23 protein-coding genes are annotated in these 23,062 nt (G+C 46.3%); 5 read left to right on the forward strand and 18 right to left on the reverse strand.

Going from position 1 to position 23,062, the window contains the following annotated elements; translation table 11 throughout:
* Positions 1-6: 6 nt before the first annotated feature.
* A complete protein-coding gene (locus NYE45_RS29300) occupies positions 7-822 on the reverse strand; it encodes an SDR family oxidoreductase (RefSeq protein WP_340014986.1) in 816 nt (271 codons plus the stop codon).
* 250 nt (positions 823-1,072) lie between these two features.
* Here NYE45_RS29300 and NYE45_RS29305 point away from each other — a divergent pair, with 250 nt between their 5' ends.
* Complete coding sequence (locus tag NYE45_RS29305) at positions 1,073-1,732, forward strand: TetR/AcrR family transcriptional regulator (RefSeq protein ID WP_340014987.1); 660 nt, start codon at positions 1,073-1,075, stop codon at positions 1,730-1,732.
* Positions 1,733-1,869: 137 nt separating this feature from the next.
* On the opposite strand, the gene NYE45_RS29310 is transcribed toward NYE45_RS29305, so the two are convergent.
* From NYE45_RS29310 to NYE45_RS29330, 5 genes are all read right to left on the reverse strand, one after another.
* A complete protein-coding gene (locus NYE45_RS29310) occupies positions 1,870-2,931 on the reverse strand; it encodes an LLM class flavin-dependent oxidoreductase (RefSeq protein ID WP_340014988.1) in 1,062 nt (353 codons plus the stop codon).
* A gap of 154 nt (positions 2,932-3,085) precedes the next feature.
* The gene (locus NYE45_RS29315) at positions 3,086-3,472 is read right to left on the reverse strand and encodes a retropepsin-like aspartic protease (protein WP_340014989.1); all 387 of its coding nucleotides are present in this window, start codon (positions 3,470-3,472) and stop codon (positions 3,086-3,088) included.
* Positions 3,469-3,726, reverse strand: a complete 258-nt coding sequence (locus NYE45_RS29320; RefSeq protein WP_340014990.1) for a hypothetical protein — start codon at positions 3,724-3,726, stop codon at positions 3,469-3,471. Before NYE45_RS29320 ends, NYE45_RS29315 begins: the two co-directional genes overlap by 4 nt.
* Positions 3,727-3,836: 110 nt before the next feature.
* Positions 3,837-4,649 (reverse strand): class I SAM-dependent methyltransferase, encoded by an 813-nt coding sequence (locus NYE45_RS29325; protein WP_340014991.1) that lies wholly within the window; start codon positions 4,647-4,649, stop codon positions 3,837-3,839.
* Positions 4,650-4,798: 149 nt separating this feature from the next.
* Complete coding sequence (locus NYE45_RS29330; protein WP_062836648.1) at positions 4,799-5,140, reverse strand: zinc ribbon domain-containing protein YjdM; 342 nt, start codon at positions 5,138-5,140, stop codon at positions 4,799-4,801.
* A 239-nt stretch (positions 5,141-5,379) separates the two neighbouring features.
* Between NYE45_RS29330 and NYE45_RS29335 the strand changes: the two genes are divergently transcribed.
* Positions 5,380-6,531, forward strand: coding sequence for a VanZ family protein (locus tag NYE45_RS29335; RefSeq protein ID WP_340014992.1), 1,152 nt, complete (start codon positions 5,380-5,382; stop codon positions 6,529-6,531).
* A 171-nt stretch (positions 6,532-6,702) separates the two neighbouring features.
* On the opposite strand, the gene NYE45_RS29340 is transcribed toward NYE45_RS29335, so the two are convergent.
* The 9 genes from NYE45_RS29340 to NYE45_RS29380 form a co-directional block, all read right to left on the reverse strand.
* Complete coding sequence (locus NYE45_RS29340) at positions 6,703-8,160, reverse strand: carboxylesterase/lipase family protein (RefSeq protein WP_340014993.1); 1,458 nt, start codon at positions 8,158-8,160, stop codon at positions 6,703-6,705.
* Between the two features lie 177 nt (positions 8,161-8,337).
* Positions 8,338-8,997 (reverse strand): type II CAAX endopeptidase family protein, encoded by a 660-nt coding sequence (locus NYE45_RS29345; protein ID WP_340014994.1) that lies wholly within the window; start codon positions 8,995-8,997, stop codon positions 8,338-8,340.
* A gap of 65 nt (positions 8,998-9,062) precedes the next feature.
* Positions 9,063-9,248, reverse strand: a complete 186-nt coding sequence (locus tag NYE45_RS29350) for a hypothetical protein (protein WP_340014995.1) — start codon at positions 9,246-9,248, stop codon at positions 9,063-9,065.
* A 364-nt stretch (positions 9,249-9,612) separates the two neighbouring features.
* Positions 9,613-10,707 carry a metallophosphoesterase family protein gene (locus NYE45_RS29355; protein WP_340014996.1) on the reverse strand — a complete coding sequence of 365 codons (1,095 nt, stop codon included), beginning with the start codon at positions 10,705-10,707 and terminating at the stop codon, positions 9,613-9,615.
* Complete coding sequence (locus NYE45_RS29360; RefSeq protein ID WP_062836644.1) at positions 10,707-11,045, reverse strand: multidrug efflux SMR transporter; 339 nt, start codon at positions 11,043-11,045, stop codon at positions 10,707-10,709. Before NYE45_RS29360 ends, NYE45_RS29355 begins: the two co-directional genes overlap by 1 nt.
* Positions 11,042-11,812 carry an HAD family hydrolase gene (locus NYE45_RS29365; RefSeq protein ID WP_340014997.1) on the reverse strand — a complete coding sequence of 257 codons (771 nt, stop codon included), beginning with the start codon at positions 11,810-11,812 and terminating at the stop codon, positions 11,042-11,044. The genes NYE45_RS29360 and NYE45_RS29365 overlap by 4 nt, the downstream gene beginning before the upstream one ends.
* A 151-nt stretch (positions 11,813-11,963) precedes the next feature.
* Positions 11,964-13,337, reverse strand: a complete 1,374-nt coding sequence (locus tag NYE45_RS29370; RefSeq protein ID WP_340014998.1) for an ABC transporter substrate-binding protein — start codon at positions 13,335-13,337, stop codon at positions 11,964-11,966.
* 37 nt (positions 13,338-13,374) lie between these two features.
* Positions 13,375-14,220, reverse strand: a complete 846-nt coding sequence (locus NYE45_RS29375) for a carbohydrate ABC transporter permease (RefSeq protein ID WP_235599520.1) — start codon at positions 14,218-14,220, stop codon at positions 13,375-13,377.
* Positions 14,221-14,279: 59 nt separating this feature from the next.
* Positions 14,280-15,155, reverse strand: coding sequence for a sugar ABC transporter permease (locus tag NYE45_RS29380; RefSeq protein WP_340014999.1), 876 nt, complete (start codon positions 15,153-15,155; stop codon positions 14,280-14,282).
* Positions 15,156-15,353: 198 nt separating this feature from the next.
* Here NYE45_RS29380 and NYE45_RS29385 point away from each other — a divergent pair, with 198 nt between their 5' ends.
* Positions 15,354-15,926, forward strand: coding sequence for a transcriptional regulator (locus tag NYE45_RS29385; RefSeq protein WP_340015000.1), 573 nt, complete (start codon positions 15,354-15,356; stop codon positions 15,924-15,926).
* 207 nt (positions 15,927-16,133) lie between these two features.
* Here the strand turns inward: NYE45_RS29385 and NYE45_RS29390 are convergent, their stop codons facing one another.
* Both NYE45_RS29390 and NYE45_RS29395 read right to left on the reverse strand, forming a co-directional pair.
* Positions 16,134-18,899, reverse strand: coding sequence for a DUF4073 domain-containing protein (locus NYE45_RS29390; protein ID WP_340015001.1), 2,766 nt, complete (start codon positions 18,897-18,899; stop codon positions 16,134-16,136).
* A gap of 204 nt (positions 18,900-19,103) precedes the next feature.
* Positions 19,104-19,847, reverse strand: a complete 744-nt coding sequence (locus NYE45_RS29395; RefSeq protein WP_340015002.1) for an SDR family oxidoreductase — start codon at positions 19,845-19,847, stop codon at positions 19,104-19,106.
* Between the two features lie 240 nt (positions 19,848-20,087).
* Here NYE45_RS29395 and NYE45_RS29400 point away from each other — a divergent pair, with 240 nt between their 5' ends.
* Positions 20,088-20,465: a helix-turn-helix domain-containing protein gene (locus tag NYE45_RS29400; RefSeq protein ID WP_340015003.1), complete on the forward strand. Its 378-nt coding sequence runs from the start codon at positions 20,088-20,090 to the stop codon at positions 20,463-20,465.
* A 135-nt stretch (positions 20,466-20,600) separates the two neighbouring features.
* A complete protein-coding gene (locus NYE45_RS29405) occupies positions 20,601-21,647 on the forward strand; it encodes a sugar diacid recognition domain-containing protein (RefSeq protein ID WP_340015004.1) in 1,047 nt (348 codons plus the stop codon).
* Positions 21,648-21,864: 217 nt separating this feature from the next.
* Here the strand turns inward: NYE45_RS29405 and NYE45_RS29410 are convergent, their stop codons facing one another.
* Positions 21,865-23,043, reverse strand: coding sequence for a glycerate kinase (locus NYE45_RS29410; RefSeq protein WP_340015005.1), 1,179 nt, complete (start codon positions 23,041-23,043; stop codon positions 21,865-21,867).
* Between the last annotated feature and the right edge of the window lie 19 nt (positions 23,044-23,062).

Genomic DNA, 23,062 nt, shown 5'->3' on the forward strand with positions numbered 1-23,062 from the left:
CCCTAATCAGGCTTGTACTTTTTCTGGTTTAATACCCTCGGAACGTGGACGGAGCATACTTCCTACGATTCGCAACATGGACTTGCGTGGTATGAGGCGGGTGAACTGTGCTGTCCAATAATTCCTGGCCCCCGGCACAGCATAAGGTTTGCCTGACTCCAGTGCCCTCATGGCTACGGCCACGACATGCTCAGGTGTATCACGTTTGCCCACCGAGGCTTCATCAGCACCCACTACATCAAAGAACGAAGTCTCGGTTGAGCCTGGGCATAGTGCCAAAAACTGAACGCCACGCTTCCTGTTTTCTTCATATAACGCCTCTGTAAAAGAAAGTACAAATGCCTTCGTTGCTCCATACACAGCCATATACGGATCAGGTTGAAAGGCAGCGGTCGAAGACACATTAATGACAGCACCATGTTTCTTCTGCAACATGCCTGGCAAGAAAAGATGCGTCATGTTCGTCAAAGCGAGCACGTTCAACATGATCTCCTCCTGCTGCCGGGAACCATCCAGTTGTTCAAAACATCCATGGGTAGCGAATCCCGCATTGTTGATCAGCATATCGATGTGTATTCCCCGATTCCGACATTCCTCATATACGTTCTGAGGTGCCTCTACTTCGGAAAGATCCGATACGATTACCTCAGCCCTTACTTGATATGTACGTTCTATACGTTCTGCCAATTGATTCAGTTTGGACTCTGTTCTGGCCACCAGCACGATATTTTTACCCTTGGAAGCCATTTCGAGTGCAAAAACTTCCCCAATACCTGAAGAAGCACCTGTAATAAGTACCCATTGATGCTGACCCTTTATCATCTCTCATCCATCCTCTAATTGTGATTTTAACACTTGTTTCCATACAGAAACATTGTTTCTGTATAGAATCATCGTAACCAGATTCCATGGATCTGTCAAATTGTATCTGTTGATTTTGCATTTAGATAATGGTGCTTACTTTCTTCATTCGGATTAAATTGACGTTATCCGGCGTAAAACAGTAGAATGACCATAAGAAAAGGAAACGTAGTTTCTGTTCAACAACAATACGGTTACGAGGATGAAATCAATGAAGGATCTTAATTCGGGTTCCACGGAATCTGCACATACGGTAACTACCTTTCAGGAAGCCAGACTCCAGCACTCGGATAATCTGCGGCAAAATATTGTGCATGCTGCTGCTGCTTTACTGCAAGAGCACGGACCAGAAGCCGTCACGGTACGCCGTGTAGCTGAACGTATGGAGTGCTCCACCAAAATCATATATAATCTTTTCGGTAAAAAAGAAGGGTTAGCCAAACATCTGTATTTAGAAGGATGTTCCCTCATGGCCCAGCGTTTTGAAGTTATACCCCGGCAGGCATCGTTCGAACAATATTTCCGTGATCTGGCCTACGTCTACTGGGACTTCGGCATTTCTCAATCCAGCTTCTATCAGCTGATGTTTGGAGGGTCGTTTTCCGAATTCAAACCGGACGGAGAGACCTTGCAGGGAACAGCGACTGCACTGAAGCAAGTATCTGCCTTGGTGGAAATAGCGATTGAACAGGGAATGATTCAGGTGCAAGATCCCCTGCTTGCGGTTAGGATGATCTGGGCTCCCTTACACGGTGTTATTCATCTGTACTTGGGAGGCCATATTGAGAGCGAAGAAGCTGCCAAAACCCTCTATGATCATACGTTGTCGATGGTTATACACTCCCTTGTGAGTACATCTGCGAATGGATAAGCATTACATCTGTGGTGTTTTAGATACTTTTAGAAGATAAACGAAAAAGGAGCAGACCCATTGGCGTAATACGCTTAGGGCATGCTCCTTTTCTTCTTTGTTCGCTCTATTATAGTTCCGTATCGACCTTCAGTCGATTAAAGTGTCTCTTGGTTCTCCGCTTCCCAACGTGCAATTTCCTTGCGCACGATTGGAGCGACTTCTTTACCGAGCAGTTCGATTGCTCTCATAACCTCGTTATGCGGCATGGTGCCGAGTGGAGTGTGTAACATGAAGCGGGTGATCCCGACTTCTTTGCGCAGATAGATAATCTTCTGAGCCACCGTATCCACATCTCCCACGTACAAAGCACCCTCAAGGCTACGCGCCGCATCAAATGTCGCACGGCTGTAGTGTCCCCAACCACGTTCACGGCCCAATATGTTCATGACCGCTTGAGCTGGCGGGAAGAATTTCTCCACAGCTTCGTCTGTTGTATCGGCAATAAAGCCGTGAGAGTGAGAAGCAACGGTCAGCTTGGAAGCATCATGTCCTGCATGTGCAGCTGCTTTCTTGTACAGTTCCACCAGTGGTGCGAATTGTACCGGACGGCCACCAATAATGGCAAGCACCAGTGGCAAACCAAGCAGCCCTGCACGAACGACGGATTCCTGATTACCGCCACTGCCAATCCATACCGGAAGTTTTTCCTGTACCGGGCGTGGGTAGATGCCCAGATTGTTAAAGGAAGGGCGGTGTTTGCCTTCCCAGGTTACCTTTTCCGAATCACGCAGCTTGAGCAGCAAATCCAGTTTCTCGTCGAATAACTCATCGTAGTCGTTCAGATCATAGCCGAACAGTGGGAACGATTCGATAAATGATCCCCGCCCTGCCATAATCTCTGCACGTCCGTTCGAAATGCCGTCCAGTGTCGCAAAATCCTGATATACCCGTACCGGATCATGTGATGACAGCACCGTTACCGCACTCGTCAGGCGAATATTATTGGTCTGTGAAGCTGCGGCCGCCAGAATGACAGCTGGTGATGAAGCAGCGTAGTCAGCACGATGATGCTCCCCCACGCCGTATACATCCAGCCCCACCTGATCTGCCAAAACAATCTCTTCAACAACATCGCGAATGCGCTGCGCATGACTGATAAGCTCTCCTGTTTTTACATCCGGGTTCGTCTCCACAAATGTACTAATTCCGATTTCCATTGTCTGTTCCTCCCTGGTATGAAGCGATCCGTTGTTCATCTAACCTATTGTAAGTAGATCACCTTTTGTTATGTATCTTAATATTGAACTATTTTTGTGAAAAACACAAGTACCCTCTGTTTCCAGAGGGCACTTTTATGATTATTTTCTATAATTATGGCTTGTCTATACTAAGTTCCATGAAGTTGGCATTAATTACAACACCGGCCTGTTTCATAAAATTGAATCCCAAAATTCCGTCAATCTCCAAACCATAATCCATATTTCCTATTTCAATCTGAAAGTTATTGAGCGTTGTTCCATCCACAGTTATAGAATCCAGCGACTTGGTATAAACATACTCTATACCTCCTACGCCTCTAATAATATCAACGAGATCATCCTCTTCAGGAACCATCCCTACTTCTCGAACTGTATCTGCATTTAACAACGTACTAGCTGATCCGGTATCCAAAAGGACCTTTTCTAAATGAAGTACTTCTCCTCTGAACTCAAGCTTTATGCTTATAAAGGGTAGACCGTAAATCTCTGAAATTTTCATCGGAGACCTCTTATGCCAACATATCGTTCTCTTGCAACAACCTTTGGACGTGAAGTGTGAAAGAAGCAGTATTCCCGTCTGGGATCTTCCTGATGTAATTCACCATAACGTTTTAAAGCCTTTGTAGAATCATCAAATGAATCAATCACTGCCATCTCTTCGATATAACGCTGGCCTTCTCTAGAGTACGCCTTGGTTGCCTCAAAAACGACCCATTCATTAGGGAATCGCTCCTGAACTTCCTTCCATTGCATAGTGACACCTCCAGACCATTAGATACAAATATTATATCATGTGCAAACAGTATTTCATGGGCTGACATTCTAAATTACATACATTTTTTAGAGCATTGCTTGTAAATCCATTATTTCTTCCTCCCAATGTACAGCAGGTGCGACGAGATTCCCAATATGGAAGGGTCTTTGGCAGCTTCAATCATATATTGCATGAGTTCATCATACTCGCCACGCTCTTTCCAGTATTGCTGCTGCTCATCCGTGAGCATGGCTCTAAGGCTCGATGACCCAATCAAATCGACAGTTTCGAAGTTGTGCTGTTCCATGAACGGTGTAATGTCCTGAATATTAAAGTAATAAGCACCCGTAAATCTTCCGTGATCCTGATGATCGAATATACCTTTTTCTACAAAAGAACGGATTGCTGCCATGTGATCATTCGGTTTCCAGTTCTTTGGGGATTGCAGCGAATTGATACTCATGCGCATTCGGCTTTGCATCGCTACAAACACCACGCCTCCCCGCTTGGTTACACGATACAACTCTCTTACAGCAGCCGTGCGCTCTTCGTCGGTCTGCAGATGATATAACGGCCCCAGCATGAGGGACGCATCGTACGTCTCGTCAGCCATACCGGAGAGCGAAGTGGCATCAAGAATATGAAATCTATCGAATTGCTGTGTCAGACCGAACTCCTGAGCCTTTTCCCGTGCAGTATCCACGGAGGACGGTGTCAGATCAGATAAAGTGAGTTGGTACCCCAGCTTCGCCAGTTCCATGGCATACTTTCCCGGTCCTGCGCCGTTATCCAGAATACAACCCGTAGCGGGGAGATGCTCCCTGATGTAATGCATGTTAATGATAAACTCGATCGGTTCCCGCTCCAGTCTCCCCCACTCATCAAACCCGGAATAATATTCAATAATGTGATCTCTCTTCATCGCTCTGACACCTGCCTTTTCTTATATGAAGACTACTCATCCATGTTCAAAAAAATAAATTCCAACCAGTATATAACTACTAAATATTTCCTGTCAAACAAAAAAAACGTTCAATTCCCCTTGAAAGCGGGACTGAACGTTTCTCGATCTTATATCTTTTTCACAAACTCAGACTTCAACTTCATCGCACCCAAGCTGTCGATCTTGCAATCAATATCATGATCCCCATCAATCAGGCGGATATTCTTCACCTTGGTGCCCTGTTTGACCACAAGAGAGCTACCTTTTACCTTCAGATCTTTAATGACCGTAACGGTATCGCCATCATTTAGCACATTTCCGTTGGCATCACGGATTACTTTTGTATCCTCTGCGTTCTCATTGTCTGCTTCCAAAGACCATTCATGCGCACACTCTGGGCAGACCAGCAGGTTACCATCCTCGTACGTGTACTCAGAATTACATTTCGGGCAGTTAGGCAAATTAGACATATGTATTAAACTCTCCATTCTACAATTGGCTTTCCCGCAAGTATACGGGATTTCGGGGGTATGTTCCATACGCTTGGTCACTGCATGAATGGATTTAAACCAAATTTAAGGTTCATGCATCCCTCACTTTAAGGGTAACTACTTATGATGTAACTATTGGATACGCGCTACACATTACATGAATCTCTTCTATTTCTCCATGAGAATTACTATATTTACTACCAAAGGAGTGCCCACTCATGTCTTCATATGTTTTCCCTGTGCAAACGGCTTTTTTGATCTTTGTCGTCGCGGCCATGTTTTTGCTGGTGCCGTGGTTGATCTATGGGTATCGCAAAGACGGCTTCTTCAGTTGGTCAAGGTTTGGCGTCAGCTTTTCCTTTATCTTTTATATTCTGGCTGCCTATTGCCTCGTCATTCTCCCGTTTCCGACCACGCGAGATACCTGTGCGCAGCAAGCCGCTGACACGATCTACTACACTCTGGTTCCATTCACTTTTGTCAAAGACATCATGAAAGAAACTCCCATTTTATGGTCCCAGCCATCCACCTATATCGGAATGATTCAGGGCAGAGCCTTTTTGCAAGTGTTGTTTAATGTCCTGCTTCTCATGCCGCTGGGTGTATACATCCGTTATTTTTTTCAAAAAAGATCGTTCTGGACGTATGCCCTGCTTGGCGGATTCGGGCTTTCCTTATTTTTCGAGATCACTCAAATCACCGGATTCTACGGGTATTATAATTGTCCCTACCGCCTCTTCGATGTAGATGATCTGTTGTTGAATACGTCAGGAACCGTACTTGGATTTGTCACAGCTCCCATCCTGCTTGCTTTATTCCCGTCACGTGCAAGCATTCAGGCGAAGAGCGAACAGATTGTGGAGCAAAACCGTGTGTATACTATGCCTCAATTGCTCGCACTGATGATCGATGGCGTCGTTGTTGTCTTCCTTTCGAATCTAATCTCCATCTTCACAGCGTCTGATGCGATCAGTGATGCACTAAGTACATCCATTGCTATGGTCATTGTCCTGTTCTTCATCCCTTGGGTGCGAAATGGGGTAACTCCAGGCTCGGCCATCTTACGATTCCGCTATGTGGATCGTCAGACCGGCACATCTAGCAGTGAGTCGTTATTCAAAAGATTTATCGCACTCTATGTTCCATGGCTACTATTTACGATCATTCGCTTGGTCAACGATTATGCGTTTTCCGGTCATCCGGATGTCATGCTTGAGCCCTATCGCGCATGGATCTCTGTGGGAATGTTTGGTCTATCTATGCTGATTTCCTTCATCTTGTTCGTCCATATCTTGATCGTGCTGTTCTCCGGCGGAAAACGTTCCTTCTACTTCGATGAGGTGTCCCGCACGCGGGCCTCTCGTAAATAATATTTAAAGTGTAACAATGCAATGCATAATGTCCTCCTAACTGGTGCTTACGTTCTGCTTACTCTTCAGCCGGATTACAAAAAGAAGACGTTCATTCCGAGAATGAACGTCCTCTTTTGATTGGACTCATAACAGTTATTCAGAGTATCTATACAAAACAGCCAACCTGAATTATAACCCCAACAGTTCTCGCTTGGCTGCATCCGGATCATGTACGACTTCAATCTCATGGTTGAAGATTAGGGTCGCACGATCCTGCTCATATTCAGGCCAGCTCACACCTGCAACCTCAGGTTTGCCGTTCTTGGCAAACGAAATCCAGGCATCCTGTACTTTGAGCGCCAGTTCCGCTGCGGCCTCATCCGGCTCGGCATTCATATATTTCAATGCAGGCAGTGTATTAAAGACAAAATACATCTCAAGGCTGTGAACCGATTTATGAAGCAACGGATGCTCTGGCATCACCCAATCGAAACGATACATCCACACTGGCGCATGTTGCTGCTGTGCAGACGCATATTGTACCGAAGAACGCCAGAAATATAGATCGGTCATGACCTGCGCTTGACCATCTGCCGTTTTGGGATAGCTGTCTGCAATAGCTGCACGATTCTCCAGATCCGGTGTCATAAAGTCAACGGCTTGCACCATATCGATCTCTGGTGAATACGGAATATGCGGCTGAATAAACAGCGAACCTTCATGCAACGTTGTACCAATTAGCACAGGAATACCCTTTGCGGTACCCTCGCTTACCGCCTGAAGCGGTGTCTGAGGCAAAGTTACTCCATCCAGTACAGGCTGGAATAATAAGGCCATCCCTGCACCGCTCTGCTGTTTGATCGTTTCTGCGGCTGCGATGATCTGCTCTGCCGGAATGGTCTTTAGCTTCTGTAGGTCACCTGGCTCTACGTCCAGAATCTTCAGCATGCCTTCACGTACTGCAGATGCTTGTTCTGCCGGCATGAACTGTGAAGCTCCACTTTGCATAATGACACGTTGGAACAGTCCCTTGGAGGCAGGCATAGCCATTAACGCTGCGATACTCATGCTGCCTGCCGATTCTCCGAATACCGTCACTTGGTTCGCATCACCGCCAAAAGCAGAGATGTTATCTTTCACCCATTGCAGCGCAGCCACCTGATCCAGCAGACCAACATTCGTGGCAAATGATTCGCCAAGCGGTGCCATATGCATGAATCCGAGTGGTCCAAGTCGGTAGTTGATCGTCACGACGATTAAGTCACCTCGAAGGGCCAGCTGTGTACCATCATATACAGGGAAACTTCCGGAGCCGGCTACAAAGGAACCACCGTGAATCCATACCATAACCGGTAGTGGTGCAGCCCCCTTTTCCTCAGGTGCCCAGATGTTCAGATATAGGCTGTCTTCCGACTCATTCGGGGTTCCTGTTACACCTTCTGGTTGATGGTTTCGAGGTTGTATATTCTCAGGTCCAAATTGAGTCGCCTGTCTTATTCCCTCCCATGTCTCGGGTTGAACCGGAGCCTGGAAACGTAACTCGCCTACTGGGGGTTTAGCATAGGGTATACCCTTCCATACGCTCGCACCGTGCAAAAGCTCGCCTTGAACAGTACCGTACTTCGTTGCAACTTGAAGTTCTCTCATGCCGCTTCTACTTCCTCTCCATGAATAGGTTAGACTAGCGATTAATCAGTTAATGTGTACTTATTTGAGTATAGTTTGTACGAACACCCATTTACAACTTTACCCAGAATTATGTGCTCACACTACGTTTCACGTGGAACTTTATTGTCAAAATCCGATCAATTTCTTTCTACATTCTTACATTAACAATACACTTAATGAGTTCCAGATCATATGAATTAACATCCCTGGCAGCAGTGATTTCGTTTTATAGAATATATAGCCCAACACGAGTCCAAATATGGAAGTAGCTAAAAAGACATCACCGTGCAACAAACCGAAAATCACTGAGGAGATCACTAAGGACAGCCATGTTCCGTATTTGTTTGAAAGCGTTGAGAAAAGTAACCCTCTAAACAGTAGTTCCTCGTAGAAGGGAATACCGATACAGATAGCTAAAATGACAAAAATATTTTGAAAAGTCATGATTGAGTCCAGAGCGCCCAAGTTAAAGATTTCTCTCTGACTCTCGTTGGATTCCATCCCCGAACCTAGTATGAAAATACTGGTTAACCCAAATATTACGAGTCCAATTATGATATAAAGGGCGGCTATCCTCATATTTATTTTGTAATACAGTGACTCACGTATGTATTTTCTAAACCTTTTGTTAAGAGCGAGAAACCACGTGTAAGATATCAATTGAAATAACAATATTATAAATGCTTCATTTACATCTTTTACTCCTAACCCCCCAAAAATTAAGGATGCAAGTATAAAAGCAATTGCGGGAAGTATAATTATTAAGCCTGTTTTTATAGCTATCTCTTTCAAATTATAATCACTGTCTAGCGGCATTAGCAGGTTCCACCTCTTATGGTAATGTGCTCGTGGGGACTATCGAAGAAGTTGTGCACTACTTCTCAAACTGCGTTAAAAAAATGTTCAAGAAAGTTTCCTAGCTTTTGTCCCAATCCATAGAATCCTTCTGTAAAGAAAACTGCACCTTTTATGAAAACATTAAATGCATGAAAGATAATGATTGCTAGCATGGGTATAATCAAAGGTAACATCGATTTTCCAAATGAAGTCCAGTTGATCTTTTGCATGGAAAATTACTCCCTTCATTTAAATTGTCTGTCCTTATTCACCTACAAATAAAACGAGATCACACTCAAGCTCATTGCGATTTTTTCCAAACCCAATACAATTTCCTCCTCTTTTTAAAGGAATTTAATATTACCATTCTCTCATATCCAACATGTCAGGAATCAGATAACAAAGGTACATTCTACCAGAACCTAAACAATCTAATCCATAAATTAATTCTAGTACTAGTTTTGTATGGAATCAGAACCATATTATCACTAAAGAGCCACCCATAAGAGTGACTCTTTCTCTCTAAACGAGATTCTTACTGTATGTTCTACTTTGGTAGCCTTTTTTAGGTACCACCCTAGGCACTGTATTTAACTACCCTTCTACAGGATAACTTACCGTAAACGAAGCACCCTCAATCCATTCGCCCGTAACAAAGTTCCGCCCATTTACAACCACTCGATCCTTATAAATCTCCACATGAAGTCCTTCACTGCCTTCCAGATGTTCATCCTGATCCGTCCAGAGATAACCTACAGACGACGCATTGAACATGGTTGGCATGTGGCCTGCACCATCGTACATCGTATGCTGTGCCTCCAATTGCCAATGGGTATGCCCTGAGAAGAGGATCGCTTGCGGGTATTTGGCTAGAACGGCCTTGAGTTCCGCATCTTGATTCACACCATACCATCCCTGTTCCTTCAATGATCCCGCTACCGTATCCATAAGCGGCTGGTGCAAGAACAGGAAGATGGGATGATCTAGTGTTGCACGCTCAGCTAATTTAGCATCCAGCCACGCCAACTGTTCAGCCGACATATCACAATCCTTCGGATGAGGTTGCTCGGTGCCCAGGAAAATATAATGATACCCATCAATCCAATGGTCGTGGTATGCGCCCTTCATGCCTGTTGTCTCTTCAAAATCACTTAATCGACGCTGCCATAACCCTGCGACTGTAATGGGGTCTGCTCCTAAAGAGATCGGTCCCCCGTCTTGGACCTCCTGCTCAGAAGTTACAGCAGACAACGTATAGGTCCCGCCGGATAGTTTCTCAATTAGTGCAGCTGATTCAGCAGCGGTTTGTTTTGTGAGCAGCTCTATATCTGCTTCCTGCTCCAACAACTCGGCTACTTCATCCTCTTTCATCTCAAGCAAAACGATCGGCGGATCTTGCCATACCACGGCTCCAATATCATGGTTACCTACCGTGTAACGGATGTCCGGCAAGTTCTCCGCATGTTGCTTCCATATGCGTTGCAACTCACGATATTCACTCGGCAACCCCCGATCCGTCACATCACCCACATGCATGATTCCGCTGCTCCCCTGACTAAATGTAGCTATGTCAGCTAATGCTTGGTCCAGATGCCGATTATGAATATGGTCTGCCTCGTCCCGTACATGCGTATCTGTAATGACTTGGAAAGTAGCAAGAGGTTGCTCAGGTGTATGTTCATTTCTCATCAAGAATCACTCCATTTCAGTCCAATAATGCCAATCAGAATAAAACCAATCCATACCATCGACGTGAGCCGCAGACGTTCACCGAAATAATAATGGCCTACGACGCCAATGAGCGTGATGCCCACCCCAGACCAGATCGCATAGGCTACAGCCAGCGGCATATACTTCACTGCAAAATTCAGAAACGTAAAGCTTGCGCCATAACATACAAACATCATAATCGAAGGCCATAACCGTGAGAATCCATCGGATACTTTTAGCAAAATAGTAGCACTCAGCTCCAGCCCGATGGCCAGAGCCAACAGAACCCAGCCCAAGTAAGCATGACTGTTCGTCATCGGCCAAGCCCACCATTCAGCAATTCATGGAAAGAATGAATCGTTCTATCCGCCAAGCGGATTTCCCCCGGTTCTCCAATGCCAATCCTGTACCCCGCACCAGCGGTTCGTGCCATCTCCATGTCTCCGTCCGTATCCCCAATGACCACCGTATGCTGTACAGATACACCTAACCGTTCACAAGCAAGCAGAAGCATATCGGGAAAAGGTTTCCCCCGCTCCACCAGATCTGTACCAATCACCACGTCAAAGAAGGAATCCAGCCCCATCCACTGCAAGTGCTTGACTGCACTAGGTGTATCATCTGCCGTCACGACACCCATAACCACGCCTTCGGTACGGCACTGTTCAAGGAATTCTCGAACGCCCGGTAACGGACGTGCCGGACGATGTTTCTCCATCTCTTCCTCTGCTTGCGCCAAACACTCCCGAACCATGATCTTGGCTTCCGCCCAGCTGAGACCCGCACGATATCCATGCCACGTCAGTACGGCGTACACTTCATCCATTGTGCCCATGGCCAGCGGCCCCCGTACGTCATACCCATTCATTCGGCCTTGGTCATCGTGGAAAGTTCCCCAGATCTGCGGAAGTTCATCTGTATTGATACGAAGTCCCCGGTTAGCTAGCTGGTCTCTAAACTCGTTCAACACACAATCGGTCCAGAACCCCCACATGCCCGTAAAATCAAGTAATGTCCCATCCTTATCGAACAAAACCGCTTCAATCGGATTTGGTAATCCGTCCACATACGTCTCATCTTGCATTGGTTAAACTCCTTGTCTTCGATCTTGTATGAACGAAAAGGACGGTACAGCATGTACCGCCCTTTTCGCATGAGTTACTTATAGCAATACGTTTGCTTGTTATTCGAGCTGCTTCTCGACCGAAGCACGTGGAAGCAGTTTATCGATATCGTTATTTCGTTACACGATCCAGTTCTTTCTGCGCTTTCTCTTTCGCTTCCTTCAGCGCCTGTTCAGCTGGTATATTATTGATCTGTACTTTATCAGCTGCATCTTTCAATGCATCGTTGATTTTGCCACCCGTTGGATCCTGGAATGGAGCCGAAGCGTGAGCTGCTTGTTGCAGTGGTACGGTGATCTGTGGATTTTCCTCACTGAATTTCATGAACTCTGGATCTTGTTGAGCCGATTGACGCACTGCAATATATCCGGTATTCATAGACCATGAAGCTGTGTTGGACGTCTCAGAGAAATACGTAAACCATTTATAAGCAGCTTGTTGTTGCTCTGGACTCGCTGCTGCCGGAATACCTGCCAAAATGGCATTCGCTACCGGTTTACCTTCACCAATGCCTTCCCAACCTGGTTGTTGCATCGCAGCGACTACGCTAAAGTCCAAGTCACCTTGGTCACCACTAGATCCGGTGTAACCTGCTGCTTTGTTTTTCATCACATTATCAATTGTTTTGTACCAATATTCCCAACCTTGACCACCATACTCGATGCCCATGATTTTGTCTTCGTTAATCCATTTACGGAACAGGTCCCATGTCTCAATCCACTCTGGGGAGTCAATCATGACGGTTTTGCCATCATCGCTAAGAATCTGACCGCCCTTACCCAATACGGCATCAATCATGTTATCTTTACCCCACATCGGTTGCCAGCCAGAGAACGTTGTCTTGCCATTCTCTTGTTTGCTCATCTTCGCTGCTGCTTCAGCCAACGCTTCCCATGTCGTCAGACTCGCTGGATCGATTCCGTTCTCTTTTAACGTATCCATACGGTAATACATGATTTGGGTTGTTCCATACATAGGTAGGAAGTATTGCTTTCCGTCCACTTCCCCTTGGTTCAGGAACGTTTGAATGAAATCGTCTTTCTTAAAATTCGGGTCCGCCGCGATCATCTCATCCATCGGTGCATAGTATCCTTTGCGCGCCCAGTCTATGTTAGCACTCAGTACAGCGGCCGGAACCTTCTTGGAAGCAATCGCTGCTTGCAGCTTCTGTTCCGTCTCCGTGTAATCTGCTTGTACAATTCCCTTCACAACGACTTCGTCCTGGGAGGCGTTGAACGCATCAATCGTTTTTTTCATGTTATCGCCCAGATTACCGCCCAGACCATACCAGAATTCAATCTCCACCGGATCTTTCGCCTGAGCTTCGGTTCCACTGGCAGCAGCCGTCGTGCTTGATTCTGCGGGTGCTTGTGTTCCACAAGCCGTCAGTAGCGCAAAGCTGGTCGCCAGTACCAGCGACATGCCACCCTTCCAGTTCAACCTCAATCTCTTTTTCCATGTCATGCTTGCCTGACTCCAATTCATTGTCGTTCCTCCCGTTTTAGGTGAATGGTAGTGCATATCAGTTCTTGTTCACACCAGCCGTGATATTCACGCTCTGCATAATGGTCTTCTGGGTGAACAGGAAGAGAATAAGTAGTGGTGCGATAGTGAAGGCACTCGCAGCCATAATCTGTGGCCAAGCCAATCCATATGCCCCGCCTTCTACAAAGAAGCTGCGCAGACCAGCCGATACCAGCTGCAGGTCAGGGTCTTTGGTGATGAGCATAGGCCAGAAATAGTTGTTGTACTGTTCAATGAACGTAATCAGAACCATCACGGCGAAGCTTGAGCGAACAAGCGGCGTGATAATCGTCCAGAGAATCCGGAAGTGTGATGCACCGTCCAGCTGTCCGGCTTCCACCAATTCATGAGATACCTGCATGAACGCCTGCCGGATCAGGAAGATCGAGAACACGCTGACGCAGTTGGATACAATCAAGCCTGTGTAGGAATCTAGCAAGTTAAGTTCGCTAAGCACCAGGTAACTAGGCAGATATACGGCTGTACTCGGTATCATATAACCCACCAGAATCAGGGATGTCAGTACACCTTTGAGACGGAATTTCATATGTGTCAGAGCGTACGCCATCATACTGGAATTGACGATCTGAAATAGACAGATGGCTAATGCTACCCCGGTACTGTTCAGAATGTAACGGGCAAATGGTGCCGCATTCCATGCGTCCACATAGTTGCTCCACAGGAACGTCTCCGGCCAGAAGGTCGGCGGGAACTGCCAGATCTCATCATTGGTTTTGAACCCGCTAATGACCATCCAATAGAAGGGAAAGGCTGTACCCAGCGCGATAACGGCTAACAGAAGGTAGCGGATCAATTTACTTATTTTAAAATTCGGTTGTGACACGTTCTGCAACTCCTTGCGCTTCATCCGTTTAGACTTTTTGTTGGGCAATATCATTGTCATTAGTAGTGCACCAGACGTCTGCCAAGCAGGAAGGATACTCCCGACAGCAACACGCAAATCAGAATAATCACTACGGCGATGGACGAAGCTTCACCTACGTTAAAGGATTCGAACGCAGACTGGTAATACATGTACAGCAACGTTCTTGTTGATCCCGCCGGTCCGCCCTGCGTCATGACATTAATCTGGTCATAGGCTTGCAAGGACTGGATTGTAAGAATAATCGAGAGAAAAAACGTCGTTGGTGAGATCAGTGGCAGTGTGATACTTCTGAACTTGTCCCAACCGTTTGCCCCATCGATCGAGGCTGCTTCGAGTAGATCGGATGGTAGATTTCGTAGTGCAACCAGATAAAATACCATCGCCCACCCAATCGACTTCCAGAGAGTAACGATCAGAACGGCAACCAGTGCCCAGTCCGCGTCACGCAACCAGCCGATCGGAGATACACCAGCCCAGCCCAGCATGAGATTAGCGAGTCCCACTTCGGGCTCGAAGATCCAGGACCACGCAATGGACACCGCAACTGTCGGGGTAACCCAAGGTGAGAAGAGTAACGTCCGGAAGATGCCGGATGATTTGATTTTGCTATTCATGAGCATCGCAAGTGCCAATCCGCCCACAATGGTTGGAATTACACTCCCCAGTCCGAATAACAAGGTGACTTTCAGTGACCGATAGAATTCGGAGTTCGTCAGCAGGTAACTGTAATTGTCCAATCCAACGAACAACTTGTCCGGGCTCATGAAGTCCCAATCGGTGAAACTGAGATACACGATATATCCCAGAGGTCCCAGCCAGAAGATCAGCAATGGGATTAGAGCTGGCAGCGTGAATAGAACCGCTTCAGACTCCCTCCATAGTTTTAAACGCAAATCCCCCACTCCTTACTGTCCAATTTTTCTTTAATGATTGGGAATTTTTGAGTATAATAAGCTTTATATTTCTTCTGTACAAAATTGATTGTACACTCGTATTGAAAATTCTAATTCCGGGTTATGTTAAAATTGGAGCAAGTCATGTAAAATATGAGGCAGCTAGTGGGAACGCTATCATAAACCAGAGGTGACATTGTGGGAAAAGAAACTGCCGGGAACCCGAATCATTCTTCGTTACCTGATCGGCATGCGCTGAGAGAGAGAGTCATTGAGGCAATCGCCAATACGATGGATCTGTATGGAGTTAATCATACGTTTGGCAAATTATACGGCATCATGTATTTTGAAGATCGACCGATGACACTTGAAGAGATGAAGACCTCGATGAATATGAGCAAGAGCAACATGAGCTATGCGGTTCGTTCGCTTACGGAGTCACAGATGATCTATAAACTTGAAGAAAAGAAGGACCGTCAGGATCAGTATCTTGCTGAGACCGACTTTTATCGTACATTTCAGAATTTCTTTGGGGCCAAGCTCCAACGGGAAGTGGATGTCATGTTGGAAGGCATTCGTGAGGTTATTCCTGACCTGTCGGCCATGATCCTTTCGGAACATACCTCTTCCGAAGATCGAGATGATGCACTACGTGATCTGCACAAACTCCAACATGCGGAGCAGTATTACGTCTGGCTTCAAGGATTCGTGGATCAATTGCGGGACGGTAAATTTTACGAGAATGCTGAACACTCACCTAACAAAGACTAGTGCACTGCATGGTGGAATAACGCCGCTATGATTCGTTTGTTGACTCATACTAAACGCAAAAAGGAGCTGTCCCTAGCCAATGTATGGCTTTTGGAACAGCTCTTTTTTTATTCTATCTATTATACTGTCATATCCTATCCATTATTAGGGGTTCTCTTTTCCCATATGCTACTGCCGTATTGACCCCTTTTTCTTCTTTTAAAAATATTACTTTTGCGCTGCAGCTTCAATATCTGCATATGCCCAGTGTGTTGCTGGTACATCACCGAACGTTGGCGTAACGGCACCAGTTAGTGGTGTACGGTTAAACAATACATTCAGTACTTTCACGGCTTCCGCACGCGTCAGCTTGCTGTCTGGTTTAAATGTACCATCGTTGTAACCAACCATTAGACCCGCAGATTGTACGTAAGCAATTGCATCTGCTGCCCACAGGTCTGCGGATACGTCTGTGAAGGACACTGCTGTACCTGTCGTCGTTGCTGTGTTTGCTTGCTGCTTCTGCATCCAGCGGTATGCAATCGTCGCCATTTGAGCACGGGTAATCGAACCTTCCGGTGCAAATTGAGTGTTGCTCATGCCGTTCATGATGCCAGCAGATTGAGCCTTTTGAATCTCACTAGTTGCCCAGTGTGTTGCAGAGACATCCTTGTAGCTAACACTATTGGTGGAACCTGCTGCTGCCGCTTCATTCGAAAGATTACGAGCCAGCATGGCTGCCATTTGGGCACGTGTTACGAATGCTTCTGGGCGGAAATCTGCACCAAAACCTTGGATGTACGGTTGGTGTGTACCTTGTGAAGCCTTCAGTCCATCCACAACCACAAGGGTGAACGTACTGAATTTGGTTACGGTAAATTCGATACCTTCGCTGTTATCCGCGAGTTTCACCAATTTGCCTTGAATCAATTCTTTTGTGCCGTCACTGTGTTCGATATAAATTGCCAAGTTGTCCAATGCCTGCTGACGAGCAGCCGGATCAGTTGGTAGACTATCACGCAGTGGCAACGTGAGTGTCACTTCGCGGCTCTGCATATTCGTGTCAATCTCTACCGGACGAGCCAATACGCGAACATTCGTATTCGGAGCAACCTGTTGAATCAATTGCTCTTTCTTCGCACGCTCTTCAACTTCTTTGCGCTCGGATTCCTTTTTCAGTGGAACCACACGGAAGTACAAATCTTGATCGAATCCAGCGATGGAATTCGTCGGAACGGAGATCACTACATTTTCAGTGGAAATCTCTAGCTTGAGTGAACCATCATTCAATTCTTTCACCGCTGCCTTAGGCAGTTCAATACGTGTCTCGGACACAGTATCTTTGGTGTCTGGGATGACAATACGTGCGGTATTCATGTTTAATTGTTTTGCTTTTGCCACCGATTCCTTGGCGATGGCTTCGGTCATTTTCACCAGATCTTTGATCGTGCCGTTGGTTTCGGTTGTACGGGTGATTGGTGTCTTGGTCAGGTTGGTGCCGTTTGCCCCATTAACGTCAACCACGATCTGTTCCTGTTTCGTAGTTGGTGCAGGTGTAGATGTTACTGGTGTGGTCGTGGACGATCCACCGCCACCTGTGTTTCCACCCGGGTTAGGTGTTGGCGTATTGGATGTAAACGTAAGTGTTGTCCATTTCCATGCCGGTGTGTTGCCTTTGGCTCTTACACGAACCACAATTATTTGGTTGCCCTCAAATCGATCTGTATCGGTGAATTTATTCCAAGTCTCCCCATTATCTTTGGAGTACTCCATCGTTTCATCTGCACCGATAACAACATTAGCTGTATCATCAGCAGTCACTTTAGGCGCTGGGGGAGCAAAGAACAAGTCCATTGTCTTTTGAATATCCTTAACTTTTGGATATCCTCCATCAGGTCGTTCATTTAGCATCCATTGTATAAATTGCTGATGCTCATTTTCATCGGACAGTTCAGCTAATTTTTCCAACTCGAGTGGAAACTTATGAAGCGATGTTTCTGGATTAGCAGCAATATAAGAATCTGATTCCATCTGAATCATGGAGTAGAACATTATAGTCATTGCGATTTCATTAGCTGTTTCCCCTTTGTTAATCAAAGGAAACTGTATAGGCACCATCAACAGAAGACCTACACTGCTATCATTATTTGATTTAACCTGACTAAATTTTGCGAGATAAGCCATTAAGTGCTGATCAGCTTCAGAAGCATTTAGAAAAATCTCGGCAGCCTGCCGAAATGTTTGAAAATCCTCTTGAGAGAATAGATTGATGCCTTCCTGTACGAGTTGAGTGTAAAACTCTCTTAATGAAGGAATCATATCGCGCACATCTGCTTCTCTATATGCTCGTAGGGCCTTCATACTCGCATCTACAATAAATTGAACCTGATCTTTATTGTAAGATCCTGTTCCTGAAGACAATTGAACTAGCATAGCAGCGATTGCCTCTTGTTCCAGACTTCCCAGCACACCAAACAATTCAGGCTGAGCGAGCAGATCTGTGTCTTGAAGAATAGATATGACTTTATCCGCCTTTCTATCAGCGACAGCCTCATTCAACTCACTCAATGGTGTAGATAATTTCTGCATTTGATATGCAACTTTCAAAGGGTACTGATCTTGTACGACTACATTAAAGTAATATGTTTGGTTCACTTTCAAATCCGTGACCACTTGAGAGAATGTACCAGATTCAGGAATATCCTCATTGTTAATCAAAACACCATAAGGAGTACCTGATGAAGTACTGATAGAATTTACATCTGAAATATCGGGTTTTTTAGAGAGATATACTTGATACTTTAAGCTGGAATCTCCACTAGCTTCTTTCCAATTTAATTCAATTGAAGTTTCACTAAGTATTTTTATCGTTATTAGGCCACTATCTCCGGGTACCGGATATGATGCTCCTGCACTAACCTTTCCTGCCGGTGCCAGCCATGGAGCTACCAACACCAAAATAAGCAACATGCTTACTATTTTTCTATACTGCATATTTCTCTTTCCTCCCTAATCTCGCTTCTCTAAGATAGGCCTATTGTAGTACACAACTCTGAACGGATTCTGAACATCGGAGCAAATAAAAGGGAAAAGATCCACCCTGTAGTAAAAAAACAGGATAGATCTCAACTTTTTTCGCCATAATTCATCATTTTATTTTTGAAAAAGTATTATTTAAGACCTATATAACTTCAGCTCTTAAATCAAGGTGTACCCGCCATCCACATACAACGTACTGCCCGTCGTGAACGTATTCGTCATCAGATATGTAACGGTATGTGCAATTTCTTCATTGTAGCCAACCCGCTTGAGCAGGGACAGCTTCTCATAATCTTTAAAATGATCGCCGCGCGGCGTGCCTTCTTGCCCTTCCCGCCAGATGGTCCCGGGGGATACGACATTCACACGAACCGGTGCTAATTCCACCGCGAGTGCTTTACCCAGACTCTCAATTGCACCGTTACATGCAGCATAGGAAGCACCGCCATCTAGCGGACGCTGGCTGAATCCACCAGACATTAACGTGATCGAGCCGGAAGCCGAAAGATGCGGTGCAGCGTACTTAGCCGCAAAGTATTGAGGCCAGAACTTGCCTTTGAAACAGCTCTCTGCCGTCTCCCGATCCGAAGTCAGTGGTCCCCGGGTGTAGGCAGCACCGGGCGTGAACAGATGATCGAAGGTTCCGATCCGAGCAAAAAATGCTTCGAGTTGCTGTTCATCCTGATTGTCCAATATATGAACTTCGACCACCGCTTCTCCATGCTCGCCTTTACCCCCAACCTTCGCAACCTGTTCCCTCGCTTCCTCCAGTCTGGACGCTGATCTGCCTGCTATAATTACATCCGCACCCGCTTCTGCTGCCTGGATTGCCGTAGCCAGTCCGATGCCTGAGCTCCCTCCAATAACAACGACTCGTTTATTCTCCAATGTATAGTGACTCATCTATGATCATCCTCTCATCTCCGGTTATATAAGTGCTGTGCGCTCACGATGAGTTCATTATTCATGAAATGAAGAACGTTGAAAAGTACGCATTTACATCGTACCTAGTACGAATATTCGTACTATTGGGACCGGATCACGACGGTTTCTTCTCTTCTTTTAACAGAAGTGACCGAGCAATGATCGCAAAAATCCGTTATGATGAAGATACATATAGACGTATAAAACGAGGTGATTACTATGGATTTACAAGAACCAAGGTTACAAGGAGTACTGACAACGTTGGAGACCATTAATGGGAAATGGAAACCACTTATCTTGTTTATTTTATTGAAGGAAGGTACGAAACGATTTGGTGAACTACGGCGCATGATTCCTGATGTAGCCCAGGGCACGTTAACGAAACAACTGCGCGAGCTGGAGCAGGATCGAATTATTGTGCGCACGCTTTATGGGGATGTTCCACCGAGGGTAGAGTACAGCTTGTCTGAACACGGCCAGACGATCGGTACGTTATTGGACGGCATGTGTGGCTGGGGCAAAGCACATCTGAACTACCTAAACAGCACACAAGGTGCCATAACGGACAAGGGTAACACGAGCGAAACACACCTTTAATCTGAACTGTCCTGCTTGTGTAAGCCTTACCATTCCTCTATAATTTCGTTCATATGCACAATATGGATATCGGGCGGAATGATCATCAGAGAAAATGCGCATTTAACAAGATGAGATGGAAGGGGAGGGGCTTCGTTGTTGCAGCTTTCGGAAAAACAGGCACAGGATATTGTCGATAAAATGATGCAGGACATTCCATACAACATCAACATTATGAATGAGCACGGCATTATTATGGGGAGCGGGCAGAAGGAACGTGTGGGCACAGTTCATCAGGGAGCTGTCCGGGCGTTGACGACAGGAAGCATGATAGAAGTCTGGCAGGATGGCATACTTGAGAAAATGGGCACCAACGAGCCGATTCTAATCAATCAGCAACATGTCGGAGTCATTGGCATATCCGGTCATCCGGATGAAGTTCGGCCTTTCTGCAACATCGTGCGCACCACCGTATCTCTCCTGATTGAACAGCGTAATCAATTGGAAAGTATGGCCCATGAAGCTTCACGTCAAAAAGCCTTTATCGAACGATTGCTGAACCAATCTGGTTCCTACTCACAAAAGGTCAAAAAGGAAGCCCTGCAATACCGGATTGATCTGCAATTGCCAACCGTTCTTCTATATGTCCAATTCCCCATGAAATCCATGGCCGCTGACACCGAGATCAACCGAATATTGCTCCAAGTTCCTTCATTCTCTGTTGAAGGTAATGGCGATAGGCAGATCATCCTGATCCAGAATGAAGCAGACGTTGATCCGTTGATCCAGCGTTTGAGACAGGTCACACCCGAAGCATTCATCGCGGTCAGCCGAAAAGAAGCGAACATCGCCACCGGTTATGAACAGGCCCGGTCTGTGATGAACATGCTGCTGGCACTTCAACCAGACTCACCGATCATTCGGTATGAGGATGTACCCTTTCTGGTACGATTCAGTGCAGCTGATCTAACACCGCATGCCAACATCGTCAGCAAACTTGAGGATACAGCCGACCTGCTGGATACGTTGCGCAGTTTTATCCATCATAACGGCAGCATGACCACAACAGCGGACCATCTCAATATTCATCGCAATACCCTTCAATATCGACTCAAACGTATACAGACCCTGACGGGCAAAGACCCGCGTAATTGGCTCGAACTCATCGAGCTTACTCACGGATTACTCGCGTTCTATCAGTAGCGTCAGAACAGCTTCGAGCATAGCAAAAAGACGAGACACAGATCACCTGATCTCAGGCATATCCGTATCCCGTCTTTGTCACTACTCGGTCCAATAAGCCCCCGTACGGCCCTTTACGACCTTGTACCGCCTTGTACGATCCGGATTGTTACTGACCTCAGCATTTTGCATAATTCGAATCATACCACTCACGGGTACAAGATGTAGACGAACAGGATCATTTCGATCTATAAGATAGTAGACCCAGTTTCAGCACCCTGGCAATATTCTCTGTTGTACGCTCCACATTCTCCGGGCCTTCTCGCAATAGTCGCTCCAGATCTGCTGCCCCAGGCACAATACCAAATACGGCATCAATGCCTTCCCCGTACAGGGTGTCGATCCCTTCGCCCACGTAGCCTGCAATAGCAATTACAGGTTTACCCGCTTCCTTGGCTGCCCGAGCAACGCCATAGGGGGTCTTGCCGAATTTCGTTTGAAAGTCGATGCCGCCTTCGCCCGTAAATACCACATCTGCAACAATCAATTTTTCACGCAACTCAGTGTATTCAATGACAATTTCAATGCCTTTACGTAGTACAGCTTGTGTAAAAATCAAGAGTCCCGCACCCAATCCGCCAGCCGCTCCGGCACCGGGTATATCACGGATATCTTTGTGCAGCTGCTGCTTTACGACATCTGCATAATGGGACAGGTTCGCATCCAGCTGCTCAACTATCTCTGGGGTAGCCCCTTTTTGCGGCCCAAACACCCTTGATGCACCATGCTCCCCACAGAGCGGATTGGTCACATCACAGGCCACAATGAACTCCACTTCCTGCAAACGCCCATCCAGACCCGACACATCAATCTGGGCCAGTTGATCCAAAGCCCCACCACCCCGCGCAAGCGGCTGACCCTGTGCATCCAAAAATTTCACGCCAAGCGCTTCAGCCATACCGGCACCACCATCGTTAGTCGCACTGCCACCTATGCCGATGATGATTTTGCGTATGCCAAGGTCCAGACACGCTCGAATCAACTCTCCTGTTCCATAGGTTGTCGTCCGTAGCGGATCTCGGGTTTCTTTGGTTACCAGATGTATGCCACTGGCCGATGCCATCTCGATGGCCGCCGTTGTTCCGTCACCCAGAATGCCATACTGGGCAGTCACCGTCTGACCTAATGGTCCGCTCACCTCTTGCTGATGAAGGGAACCACCGGAAGCATCCACAAGGGACTGTACCGTCCCTTCCCCACCATCGGCCATGGGTACATGAATATAACCTGCCGTCGGATATATTTTACGCAATCCTTTTTCCATCGCAATACATACTTCTTTCGCTGTCATGCTTTCTTTAAACGAGTCCGGTGCCAGAACAAATGTCTTCTCTCTAGTCTCTTCAGTTTCTCTCATCTCTCTCACTCCATCCGTT

It is taken from the genome of Paenibacillus sp. FSL K6-1318, assembly GCF_037976905.1.
GTDB lineage: Bacteria > Bacillota > Bacilli > Paenibacillales > Paenibacillaceae > Paenibacillus > Paenibacillus amylolyticus_A.